5 protein-coding genes are annotated in these 14,152 nt (G+C 35.5%); all 5 read left to right on the top strand.

Translation table 11 applies throughout. The features are described 5' to 3' along the window. Window positions 1–3 precede the first annotated feature (3 nt). Entirely contained in the window at window positions 4–3,360 is a 3,357-nt protein-coding gene (locus LVD15_RS15105; RefSeq protein WP_233776060.1) for a non-ribosomal peptide synthetase, read from the top strand. Window positions 3,361–3,398: 38 nt separating this feature from the next. Beyond that, entirely contained in the window at window positions 3,399–5,783 is a 2,385-nt protein-coding gene (locus LVD15_RS15110) for a type I polyketide synthase (RefSeq protein WP_233776061.1), read from the top strand. 70 nt (window positions 5,784–5,853) lie between these two features. Then, window positions 5,854–9,513 (top strand): non-ribosomal peptide synthetase, encoded by a 3,660-nt coding sequence (locus LVD15_RS26995; RefSeq protein ID WP_305038963.1) that lies wholly within the window; start codon window positions 5,854–5,856, stop codon window positions 9,511–9,513. Window positions 9,514–9,549: 36 nt separating this feature from the next. Then, entirely contained in the window at window positions 9,550–11,418 is a 1,869-nt protein-coding gene (locus LVD15_RS15130; RefSeq protein WP_233776062.1) for a condensation domain-containing protein, read from the top strand. Further along, complete coding sequence (locus LVD15_RS15135; RefSeq protein WP_233780967.1) at window positions 11,300–14,137, top strand: non-ribosomal peptide synthetase; 2,838 nt, start codon at window positions 11,300–11,302, stop codon at window positions 14,135–14,137. Before LVD15_RS15130 ends, LVD15_RS15135 begins: the two co-directional genes overlap by 119 nt. Window positions 14,138–14,152 lie beyond the last annotated feature (15 nt).

Raw genomic sequence — 14,152 nt, forward strand, 5'->3', positions numbered from 1 at the left:
ATAATGAGTATAATCACCCAGCTAAGGAAGCTTAAGGTTAATATTTCTCTTATTGATGGTAAGTTGAAAGTTAATGCTCCACAAGGAGTGCTAACTAAACGGCTATTGCAAGAAATAAAGGAGAATAAATCACAGCTGATAAACTATTTGGAAGAAGTGGCTGGTAAAAGAAGCTTTGTGAACATTGAAAGAGCTGCAGATAAAAAATACTATCAATTATCATCAGCCCAACGGAGACTTTATTTTCTTTATGAACTTGATCGTCTGTCTACAGTATACAATCTTCCACAGACAATTAAATTAAATGGCTTTTTAGATAGGGATAAACTTCAAAATACGTTTGAGATACTTATTGATAGACACGAAAGTTTGAGGACCTCTTTTGTATTAATAGAAAATGAACCACTACAAAAAATTAATGATCATACAGATTTTAAAATAGAATATCTACAATGTACTGATGATCAAGCTAGATCCATGATGCACAATGTGATCAGGCCTTTTGAGTTAGATAAGGCTCCATTGTTCAGAGCAGCTATTATAAGTACTTCATTAGAGGAACACTGGCTTATAGTGGATATGCATCATATTATTACAGATGGAGTTTCTCAAGCCGTGTTAATTGAAGACTTCATGAAGATATACACTGGTGCTAGCTTGTCTGCTCTCAATTTGACATATAAAGATTATGCTGAATGGCAAAATGGTTCTGGAAATCATGAGGAAATTATTAAACAGAAATCATTTTGGAAAGAACAATTTTCTAGTCTTCCGGCAGTCTTAAATCTGCCATGCGATCATAAACGGCCTGTAACTAGAAACTTTGAAGGAGCAACTATAAATTTTGACTTAAGTGCTGCCGAAGTCATTTTATTGAAAAAGCTTGCAGATGAAGAAGGAGCTACACTGTTCATGGTAGTGCTATCAATATTCAATGTATTTTTAAGTAAATTATGCAGTCAGAACGATATTGTGGTGGGAACTACTGCCTCAGGTAGAGTGCATGCTGATTTGGAGCCGTTGATAGGAATGTTTGTTAATACGCTGGCCTTAAGAAATTATACTGATCCATCTAAGACATTTAAGGATTTTCTTCGTTCTGTAAAAGAGACAGCGCAACATTGCTTCACCAATCAATCTTACCAATTTGAGGAATTGATAGATGATTTAAAGGTATCCAGAGATACAAGTAGAAATCCTCTATTCGATGTAGTTTTAGTATACCAAAATTTTAATCAATCTACCTTAGAAATACCTAATTTATCACTCTCTCCACAAGGTGTGGAAAGTGATACAGCAAAATTTGATCTAACACTGTCGGTTACTGAGTCTAAGGAAGATCTCTTTTTCAGCTTTGAATATTCTACATACCTATTCGAAACGAAAACCATTGAGAGGTTTATTTCATATTTTAAGAGGGTAGTATCTGTAATTTCTGAAAATGTAGATAGTATTCTTGGAAAGATTGAGATTTTAGATGAGAATGAAAAACATCGCCTCCTTGAAGAGTTTAATCATGCAGAGCTCACTTATGATAAGAGAGAAAGTGTTATATCCATGTTTGAAAAACAGGTTAGGAATAGTCCTGATAGTATAGCGGTTCAGTATGGAGAACAAAGTATTTCCTACAAGGAACTAAATAATAAAGCTAATGTTATAGTCCATCATTTATCAAATATTTGCAGGCGCGATGGTGAAAAACGTATAGCACTTCTGTTTCGGCCCACCATTGATTTAATTGCCTCTATGCTGGCTATAGTTAAAGTGGGATGTGCATATATAAACTTGTCGCCCGAGGAGTCAGTTGAAAGAAATAAGTTGAAATTCTTTGACAGTAAGGCTCAAGTTCTTTTATATCAGCAAGATTTGAGTTCAGAACATGAAACATTTTTGGCATCAATTCCTGCTGAGAGAAGTTTCTCTATTGATAAAGATAATGAGGAGAATCCTCCTGAGTTTAAAGGAGAAGCGAAGCCTGATGATCCAATTTATATCATTTATACGTCAGGAACTACTGGTAGGCCTAAAGGAGTGGAGGTTTTGAATAAAGGAATTTTGAACATGGTTCACAACTTTCATAAGCAATTTGGCGTTTACCCCGGAACTGTTCTTAGTCAGGTGGCGAATCTTCTATTTGATGCTTCCGCCTTTGAAATCTGGCCGGCGTTAGCCTTGGGAGGAACATTGAAGATAGCTCCTGCAGAAGTTCGGCTGGACCCCTCTTTAATGAAGCACTGGTTAGTGAATAATAAAGTGGAAATCACTTATCAGCCAACAGCTATTGCTGAATACCTACTAAGGGATGAGTGGACAGCTGTGCAAAATTTACGTGTTCTAAATATTGCAGGAGATAGACTTAAATACAAAGAAGACAAAAATCTCCCTTTTGAAGTATTCAATCTATATGGGCCTACAGAAGACTCTATATGGACAACTTTATGTAAGTGGCCATATAAGAGTGAGAACTATAGTATAGGTAAGCCTATTGCAAATAAAAAAATCAGAATTTTAGGCTCTAATGATGAATTGCTTCCTATTGGTGTTTCAGGTGAGATTTGTGTGTCTGGTATTGGCGTGGCTAAAGGATATTTAAATAGCGTAGAATTAAACGATAGAAAATTTGTTCCTGACCCATTTGATGACCAATTGAGGATGTATAGAACAGGAGATTTAGGGAAATGGTTAAATGATGGACATTTAGAGTTTTTAGGAAGAATTGATAGGCAGGTGAAAATTAGAGGTTATAGAATAGAGCTTGATGAGATAGAGAAACAATTGTCTCAATATGATGGGATAAAAGAATGCGCAGTCATAGATGCAGACAGGGCAGATCAAAAATATATATTGGCTTATTATGTAGCTGAAGGTGATATAGTATCAAAAATGCTTAGAGATTATTTAGCTCAGTTACTTCCTGAATACATGATTCCTGCATATTTCATTCATATGGATAAGTTGCCAATAACATCTAACGGCAAATTGGATAGGAATATCCTACCAGAGCCTGGTATTACTGATTCTGAGGCTTATATGGCAGCTTCTAACGATGTAGAAGTCAAGTTGGTCGAAATATGGGCGGAAATTCTGGATCTTAATACTGAAAAGGTCAGTGTTAATACAAATTTCTTTGAATTAGGAGGTAACTCAATTAAAATCATTGAGCTCAAGAATAAAGTGAATGAATATTTCAACTGTGACTTTTCTATAGCATCTCTCTTTAGATTAACTACGGTGGCTAAGATGGCAGACGATATCCTGAATGGCGATGTTGGGATGAATGAGCTGGCCAAAAACATTGAAGATGAACTTTCTGAAGCCGAAAGTAACATTGATTTATTTAATGAGATAGAAGGTTTTTAATAGGACTTGAACATTCTTTTAGATTAGACTTAGTATTTATGGCGCAATACACGGGATTAGAGATAGCAGTAATAGGAATGTCCGGGAGATTTCCTGGGGCAGAAAACATTAATGATTTTTGGTTCAACTTAAAAAATGGAGTTGAGTCAGTTTCCTTTTTTACAGATGAGGAACTGAGAGAAGCTGGAGAAGATAATGCTGACATTAATGACCCCTCTTATGTGAAAGCTAATGCCTACGTTGAAAACAAGGAGTTTTTCGATGCACAATTTTTTAACTATCGACCTGATGAGGCCAGAATTATGGATCCGCAGACTCGACTGTTTCATCAATGTGTCTGGGAGGCCTTGGAAGATGCTGGTTGCAACCCCGAAAATGAGAAACATAAAATAGCCCTTTTTGCAGGATCTTCTGCAAATATTAATTGGCAGGTGTATTCTCAGCTGATCAATCAAAAGGGACTAGTAGATAGTTTTACAGCGTCTCAGATTAGTAATCCTCGTTTTATGTCCTCAAGGATTTCTTATTGCCTCAACCTGAGAGGTCCCGCAGTTTATTTAGATACAGCTTGCTCCACATCCTTAGTGGCTGTGCATGAAGCATGTAAAAGCTTGTTGACGATGGATTGTAATGTGGCAGTTGCGGGTGGTGTTACACTTACAAATAAATTTAAAAAAGGATATAAGTATCAGCCCGGAATGATATATTCCAAAGATGGGCACTGCCGTGCTTTTGATGCTGATGCTTCAGGTACGATAGGTGGCGAAGGGGCTGCGGTAGTAGTGCTTAAAACATTAAAAAAGGCAATTGCGGATGGAGACCATATATATGCGGTAATTAAAGGAAGTGGGGTAAATAATGATGGTAAGCAAAAAGTAGGTTATACGGCTCCTTCCGTAGATGGGCAAACAGAAGCAATTCTTAGGGCACAGAGATGGTCAAAGGTTGAGCCGGCAAGTATTGGCATGATTGAAGCCCATGGAACGGCAACTGAATTAGGCGATCCTATAGAAATTGAAGCATTAAATCGAACATTTGGGAAAAGTGAAAAAAAGTATTGTGCTATAGGTTCTGTAAAATCTAACTTCGGCCATTTGGATGCAGCGGCCGGTGCTGCAGGCCTGATAAAAGCAGTTTTAGCACTTAAGAATAGACAAATTCCTCCATCCTTGAACTATCAGTCGCCAAATTCTAAAATTGATTTTGACGATAGTCCGTTTTATGTGAATACTAGTTTGAAGGACTGGGCTAATGAAACGTATCCATTAAGAGCTGGCGTTAGTTCATTTGGAATAGGAGGAACAAATGCCCATGTCGTATTGGAGGAGCCACCTCTTCGACAGGAATCTTCAGAAAGTAGGAATTTTCAGTTACTGCTCGTTTCTGGTAAGACAGAAAACGCACTTAAGCGTAATATTGAAAATTTATCGCTATTTATTCAAAATGAAAGTAGTGTTAAGCTAGCTGATGTTGCTTATACGTTACAAAATTCCAGGTCTCATTTCGAAATTAGAAAAGCTTTTGTATGTAATAATAATGAATATGAGGGGCTAAATTATCTTAATGATTCTTCTGACGAAACGAAGAGCATTACTCCTGAAAAAATAGTATTTATGTTTTCAGGTCAAGGTTCTCAATATGTGGGAATGTGTAAAGAGTTATATGATAATGAAAACTGTTTTAAAGAAACTGTAGATTATTGTCTGAACTTTATAAAACAGAAGTTTAGTAAAGATTTAAAACCTATACTTTTTTGTGTTGAAAACAATGACATAAATAATACTGAGTATGCTCAACCTACACTGTTTATAATAGAATATGCATTATCTAAATTATTGATCAAATGGGGTATAGTGCCACATATTCTAATCGGACACAGCTTAGGAGAATACGTGGCTGCATGCATCAGTGGTGTTTTTACCATAAATGATGCCCTAACTTTGGTAGTTAAGCGTGGAGAATTGATGCAACAAATGTCTCCAGGTACCATGCTAAGTATATCAATAAATGAGGAGAATCTTTTACCATTGGTTGGGCAGTATAAAGATGTTTCGTTAGCAGCCGTTAATAGCTCTGAATTATGCGTGGCGTCAGGTACTGATGAGGCTATTAATAATTTTTCAACCAAACTTAATGAGTTAGAAATTCAAAATAGAATTTTACATACTTCGCATGCCTTTCATTCATTCATGATGGAGCCAATGCTGGAGGCATATCAATCAGAATTGGAGAAGATAAAAATTAATAAACCTCAAATACCTTTTATTTCTAATGTGACAGGAAAAGAGGCTTCTTACGAAGAAATTAGATTGACTAGCTATTGGAAAAATCAGCTCCGTCATAGTGTTAATTTCTCTAGGGGGAGTCGAAGCGCTGCTTTCAGTGAAAACCATATGTTTTTTAGAGGTGGGGCCGGGCAATAGTCTCTCCACTTTTGTGAGATCAAATAGAAGCAGATTGAAATGTCATAAGGTTATTAATCTCATTAGGAGTGTGAAAGACAACTTCAATGATCTGTCTTTTCTGTTGTCTGGCTTGGGAAAGCTTTGGGAGAATGGTGTGGAAATAGATTGGGATGCATTTTATGATAATGAGCAGAGAAATATTGTTTCCATTCCTACCTATTCATTTGAAAGGGTAAAATATCCTGTAAATGTTGATGCCTATAAAATCATATCAGATAGAATTGATGGTAAGGAATTTAAGATCAATTTTTCAGATGAACTTGATACCATTGAATTGGCAGATGAACAACATCCCAAGAGTAGTGAAGAACAAAAACTACTTCAATTATGGATAAGGTTTTTCGGACAAGGATCTATAGGTGTTGATGATGATTTCTTTGAAATTGGGGGTGATTCACTTAAGGTGCTAACCATGATTGGTCGTATACATCAAGAGATGGGTGTAGAATTAAGTTTAAATGAATTTTTTGAAAATCCCACAGTCTCAAAATTAGTAAAGCGGTTAGAAGAAAAGAAAAATGAGTCTATTACTAGTGGATATCATGACATTCCAACAGCGCCCAAAAAGGATAGCTATGTTCTTTCATCTGCCCAAAAGCGTTTATATTTCTTGTACAAGTTTGATGAGACCTCACTTGCTTATAACCTACCACAAGCATTTGATATTGTTGGTGAGGTTTGCTATGATAAGTTAGAAAGGGTAGTAAATCAATTAGTAGAAAGGCATGAAAATTTGCGTACTTACTTTGCTTTAGATAATGGAAAGCCTGTACAGAAGATAATTGAAAAGCTGAATGTAAATGTTGAGAAATACAACGGAGACATTGAAGATGTTACTCGGATAATGCAGGATTTTGTTAGACCTTTTGATCTTAATAATGCCCCTTTATTTAGAGTTGCTATCATTAAAACCAATGCTAACAAATCCATTTTACTTATGGATTTTCATCACATAATTTCAGATGGAACCTCATTCGGTATTCTGATGCAAGAATTTATAAGTCTCTATATGAATAGAGAGCTTTCAGAAGCAAAGTTGCAATATAAGGATTATTCAGAGTGGCAGCAGAGTCCTGTTTATCAGAAACGGCTATTGACTCATCGGGAATTTTGGATAAATCAATTTCAAGTACCAGTGCATCCTATCAATTTACCAACAGATTTTAAACGACCAGTTATAAAAGGGTATGAAGGAGATGTGGTGGCTTTTGAATTAAATGAAGACATAAGGAGAGCATTAAATGTGGTTGCTGTTCAATCAGGGGCTACTATGTACATGGTTATACTCGCCATATACAATGTATTTCTAGCAAAATTAAGTTCTCAAGACGATGTGGTAATAGGTACACCTACGTCCGGTAGGTATCATAATGATACTGAAAAGATAATGGGAATGTTTGTTAATACAATTCCATTAAGAAATACCTTTTCCAAAGGTATGAGCTTCATGGACTTCTTAAATAAAGTAAAAACAAATACCCTGGAAGCTTTCGAAAATCAGTCTTATCCGTATGAAGAATTGATTGATCAGTTAAATGTGGATAGGGACACAAGCCATAATCCCCTGTTCGATGTAATGTTTTCTTATCAGCGATCAGAGCCTAATGAGGAGCCTATTTCTGATTTAATTATTACTCCTCATACTACTGATAGTGTACTGTCACAATTTGATTTAACACTTTTTGCATTAGACAAATTGAATTCAATCCAGTTAAGATTTGAGTTCTCATCTCTTCTATTTAAAAAGAAAACGATAGAGAGTTTTGTTGGTTATTTTAACAAAATAATAGATGCTGTACTCTCGAAACCAGAGGTCATGCTGTCGAATATTGAAATCATTTCGGACAGACAGAAAAATATCATCTTACAGGATTTTAATAGTAACGATGTAGATTTTGGTGAAAATCAAAATATAGTTAATGCCTTTCAATCTACAGTGATCACAAATGAAGATAAAGTTGCTTTAAGGTATAACGAAAAGGTATTTACTTATAAAGTTTTAAACAGCAGAGCTAATCAATTGGCTCATAAAATAAAGAAAAAAAATATTGGTAATTCAGGTTTAGTTGGAATTATGATGCCCCGAACTGAGTTATTGTTCATCAGTATTTTGGGTGTGTTAAAGGCAGGTTATGCTTATGTACCTATTGATCCCACATATCCAACGGAGCGAATAAATCACATTATTAAGGATAGTGGCTTAGAATTGATTTTAACAGATGCAGCGCTTCAAGGAGATATTCAGGCAAAGCTGAAGCAAGTCCAGATACTAAATGTAGAAACTGAGCCTCAAATGGAATTAAATATTAATTTGGATTTGAAAATTAGTTCTACCCATCTGGCATATATGATTTATACTTCAGGCTCTACGGGTAAGCCTAAAGGTGTAATGATAGAACATGGTAACGTAATTAATTTTATTGAAGGTATTACCAAACGGATACCTCTTGTTAACAGTTGTTTCTTATGCCTTACTACCGTCTCATTCGATATTTTTGTGTTAGAAAGTCTGTTACCGCTTATTAAAGGGCATGAAGTTGTACTGGCTGATGAGAGTTTGCAGAAAGATCCCGAATTATTATCCGAATTGATAATTGAAAAATCTGTAAATACAATTCAGATAACACCATCACATTTAAAAATGCTTATGTCTTCTAAGTATTCGGAGAGAATGCTGGAAATAATTACAACCTTGATGGTTGGTGGCGAAGCTTTTCCTAAGGATTTATTACAAACGCTGCAGTCGACATTTAAGGGTGAAATTTTTAATATGTACGGACCTACTGAAACTACAGTTTGGTCTTCTGTTCAAGAATTAACAAATAAAAATACTATTGATATAGGCAAGCCAATAGCTAATACAAAGATGCTAGTATTGGATAGTGACGGTAATATTCAGCCTATAGGGATAGCAGGTGAGTTATATATTGGAGGTAAAGGAGTAGGTCGTGGATATTGGGGCAATACTACCCTAACAAGCGAAAAATTCGTGTCAGACATAGGTGGTATGGATGGGAAATTTTACCGTACCGGAGACAGCGTAAAATGGCTTAATAACGGGGCTTTAGAGTATTTAGGGCGTTTGGATAATCAAGTAAAAATTAGAGGATATAGAATAGAGATGGGAGAAATTGAGTCGGTCATTCTATCCAATGAGGAGGTGCAGAAAGTGGTGGTCCACGATTGTGTTATTAATCAAGACAAAGTTTTAGTCGCCTATTATGTTGCTCCTACCAATCTTGATGTAACAATGTTCAGGGCTTATTTAAGTCAATATTTACCTGATTATATGATACCTTCTTATTTTATTTTAATAAATGAAATACCACTTACACCCAATGGTAAGGTAGACAGAAGGTCATTACCACAACCTGAATTCAAAAAGGATATGAAGTATGTGGGCCCCAATAATTATATAGAGAAACAAATGGTTAGAATATGGGCTCAAGTACTAAAACTAAATGATGATTTAATAAGCGTAGATAGAAGCTTTTTTGAATTAGGGGGAAACTCCTTAAAGGCGACAGAATTAGTTTCGGAAATTCAAAAAGAGTTTGATTTTGAATTGCCACTAAGAGACCTCTTTACCAAGCAGGACATTCAATCTATATCTGACTATATCATTACGGCTAAGCAAATCGATATAGATTCAGATAGTTCCGAAGAAATTATGGAACTGTCTATTTAACTAATATTAATTTATTGATACTCAAACTGATTTAAAATGAAAATTGACGAATACATAACTGGTCTGAGAAGAAATCATAAGATTAGTCTTACAGTAGAAGGAGAGGAATTGAAGATTCAAGGACAGAAAAAGAACCTTACTCCTGAAATTATATCAGACTTAAAGAAGCATAAGGCAGATATACTTGCATTTTTTAAAAATGTGGATCAAAAAAGGGCTTTCAGCAGTATCGATAGAAGTATGGACAAGGAATTTTATCAGCTATCTCCAGCCCAGAGAAGACTATATTTCCTATATGAATTGAATAATCAATCTACGGCCTATAACATGCCTCAGGTAGTGAAGCTAAAAGGAGTGTTAGATAGGCAGCGCCTAGAAAATGCCTTTCAACAGCTAATTATTCGTCATGAAGTTTTAAGAACGATATTCCAGGTTATTGATAAACAGCCTTTTCAAAAAATAAAAGATAATATTAATCTGGGGATGGATTATTATGAATCTACTGAGAAGAAAGCCAAGAGTGTAATATCGAATTTTATAAAACCTTTTGATTTACATAACGGGCCGCTAATCAGAACGGGCTTAATTGCGATATCTCCAGAGGAGCATATTTTAATGGTGGATATTCATCACATCATTACAGACGGTGTATCTCAAGAGATCTTACTTAGTGATTTCATGAATATCTATAATGGAAATGCAATTCAGGAATTAGATATACAGTATAAAGATTATTCAGAATGGCTACTGGCAGATAGCCAGAAAATGGACCTGGCGAATCAAAAGGAATTTTGGATTAATGAATTTGCAGAAGAACCATCTTCACTGGAGTTGCCCTATGACTTCAAGCGGCCTGCTTCGAAAAGTTATAAAGGCAGTACAATAGAATTTGAGCTTACCAAAAATGAGACTACCAAATTAAAGAGCTTGGGAGAAAAAGAAGGTGCAACCATGTTCATGGTGGTTTTATCATTGTTTAATGTGTTTTTAAGTAAAGTAAGTAATCAGCATGATATAGTTGTAGGAACACCTAGCTCAGGCAGGAATCATGCTGACCTTAAGCACATGATTGGAATTTTTCTCAATACTTTAACCTTGAGACTCAATCCTAAAGGAACTTATACTTTCTTAGAGTTCTTAAAACAAACTAAAGAAAAAACTATTGAGTGTTTTGATAATCAAGACTATCAGTATGATGAGTTAGTTGACGCCCTAAAGGTAAAAAGAGAAACGTCACATAACCCTTTATATGATGTTAGGTTTGTTTTTCAGAACTATGATAAAAATGAATTCAAGATACCAGGTCTTACGCTTGAACCATTTGAATTGACACGTGAAGTATCACAATTTGATCTAACACTGTATGTAGATGCAGGGGAGCAAATAAGGATGAGCTTTAATTATGCCACGGATCTATTTAAGGAGGAAACTATTCTTAGATTCACTAACTACTTTAGGAAAGTAGTTTCTGAGATACTTGCAAATGAGAATATCCAACTCAAAGACATTAATGTGCTTTCTCTCTCTGAGCAAGATAAGATTTTAAATGATTTTAATAATACCTCTGTTACTCAAGAGAATTATGGATCGGTTGTTGAAATGTTTGAAAAGCAGGTGTCGTTAACGCCTGATCACATAGCCGTGTCCTTTAAGGGTGAACAACTTACATACCAGGAATTACACTATATCAGTAATAATATTGCGGCGTCAATAGGTGCAGATGAAGATTTAGTAGCCTTGTACGCTGATGTTTCCCTGAGACATGATTGCGGGTATCTTGGGAATACTGAAAGCAGGTTCAGCCTTTTTACCACTAGATTCCAATCAGAATCTAAACAGACAGAAAGTGATATTGCGAGAGAGTGGGTGCAATGTGCTGTTAACAAAGCCAGAACTACAGAGTGACCTTCAATTTAATGGGGAAAAGCTTTACCTCAGCCGTGAAAAGAACTCAGAATTTGCAGCTAATAGAGTAGGGGGAACAGTTTATGTAATTTATACTTCTGGTAGCACGGGTAAGCCAAAAGGTGTTAAAATAAATGATAAAAATCTTTTGAATTATGTTCATTGGGCTAAGAGATTTCTAGAACTAAATACTGAGGATAAGAGCATATTAACATCTTCTTATGCATTTGATTTAGGTTATACATCAATTTTCCCAATATTACTTAGTGGTGGAGAGCTTCACCTGGTGGATAAGGAGACTTATCAATCACCTGAAAAACTTCTTGAGTATATAGAAATTAATAAGATTTCTTATTTGAAGATGACACCTTCTTTGTTTTCTACCCTTATTTCACCACTTCATAATTTTTCAAATGCATTAACAAGTGTTAAACATGTTTTATTAGGAGGTGAGCCTATTCGTATAGATGATGTGCTTAAGGTAAAAGATAAGTTTGATCATATTCACTTTGTTAACCACTATGGGCCAACCGAAACAACAATAGGAGTCATAGCTGAGCGTATTGATGATTTTGAAAGATTTGCTCAGAATCCAGTAATAGGTAGGCCTATTGATAATATACAAATATATATTGTGGGTGAAAATCATGAGTTACTTCCGGTAGGAGTAACAGGTGAAATTTGTATAGCTGGTAGTGGTGTTGGTGAGGGGTACTTAAATTCCCCTCATTTAACCTTTGAAAGGTTTATAAATAGTTCTTTATCGGATGGTAATGTGTATCGTACGGGTGATAAGGCTAGGTGGTTGCCGGATGGTAAAATTCAATTTTTAGGCAGGGTGGATGATCAGGTGAAAATAAGAGGATATAGGGTGGAATTAGGAGAGGTGAAAAAACACTTATTGTTAAATCCAGATGTTCTTGATGCCGCTGTAGTTGTAAAAGGCGATGATAGCCAAAAGATGATAGTGGCTTATTACGTATCACATAGCGAAATTGAATCCGATCAATTAAAGAATTACATGTCAGCATCATTGCCCGATTACATGGTGCCTGGCTATTATATCGAATTACAGGTATTGCCTTTAACAGGTAATGGTAAACTAGATAAAAGGCAGCTTCCAGATCCGAATGAAGATAAAGCTGATTTAGTAGGAACCAAAAATGAAAGACAAGAATTACTACTGGCGCTCTGGAGCGAAATATTAGGAAAGAGTGTAAATCAAATCGGCATTCATAGCGATTTTTTTGATTTGGGAGGTAACTCAATAAATGCTATCAAACTGAATTATATGATAAAGCAGCAGTTTGAAGTGGAGCTAAATATGAGGCAAATATTTGATTTCCCTACTATTAGTCAACTTTCGGAGTTAATAGATAAAGCAAAAAAGAGCAAATCAGAGGACATTGGTCTTATCGGTCAAAAAGAGCATTATACTGCATCTTCAGCGCAAGAAAGACTTTACCTGGAGCATTTTAGAGATGTGAATGATTTGACATATAATATTGCTACAGCTTATAAAGTAGTAGGGGAGATTGATGTAGATAAGTTTAGCAATGTTTTTCAAAAACTGGTGGATAGGCATGAAAATTTGAGAACCAGTTTTAGCCAGACGGATGATGGAGATATTGTTCAAAAAATCCATGAAGGGGTGGTATTCGAATTACAAATAATCGATGGGACAGTTGCAGATAGCATTGAAGAAGCAATGGAGGCCTTTGTGAGGCCATTTGATCTTGGAGATAAATCGCTCATGAGGGTTGCTCTTTTTAAGCATTCGGATTTAGGAAATTATTTGCTTCTAGATATTCATCACATTATCTGTGATGGTATTTCCAAAAATATCCTTATGAGTGATTTTAAGAGGTTTTATAAGGGTGAGACCTTACCTTCAATACCCATCAGGTATGTAGATTATGCTCATTGGCAGAAAATCCAAAATAGCCTGTTAGATAAACAAAAGAAGTTTTGGATAGATAAACTTGAGGATCTACCAGCTCACCTTGATATGCCCAGGTTAAAAGAGCTTGACCCTCATGTGAATAAAACCTCGTCATTTGAAGCTAGTTCTTTATCTGGAGAGCTCTATTCCAAGATCAAAAGACTTTCAGCCTCCGAAAATACATCGGACTTCATGTTCTTACTAGCAGCCTTTTACATCATGTTATCAAAAATAACGGGTCAGAAGGACTTAGTTATAGGTACTGATGTCGCCGGGCGTACACATTCAAGTTTAAAGAATGTAGTAGGAACATTCGTTAATCTCCTACCCTTAAGAATGATGGTAGAAGATGAAATGAAGATTGTTGATTTTATGCAGAAAGTGAAAGAGTGTGTGTTAGAGGCATATGATAATCAGGATTTTCAGTATGATCAAATGATTTCATTTTTAAATGAAAATAGTAGTATGCTTAGTCAATTGTTTCATGTACACTTTGCTCTAGTGAACTATCATGACGAAAGTGTGAAGTTTGATGTGCTGAAATTTGAACCTATTGATGTAAAATGGGCAGAAAGCTCTCCATTTGAATTTAAAATCCACGTAATAGATGAAAAAGATAGGTTTTTAGTGCACTTCATCTACAATACTGAATATTACGATAAGGATACTATTCAGCTACTAATAAGGTACTACAATCATATTATAACCACAGTTATTGATGATAGCAATATTACTATTGGAGGTCTGGAAATGCAGAATGCACTCAACTATGCCTGATTAAATATTATAAAT

It is taken from the genome of Fulvivirga maritima (genome assembly GCF_021389955.1).
GTDB classification, from domain to species: domain Bacteria; phylum Bacteroidota; class Bacteroidia; order Cytophagales; family Cyclobacteriaceae; genus Fulvivirga; species Fulvivirga maritima.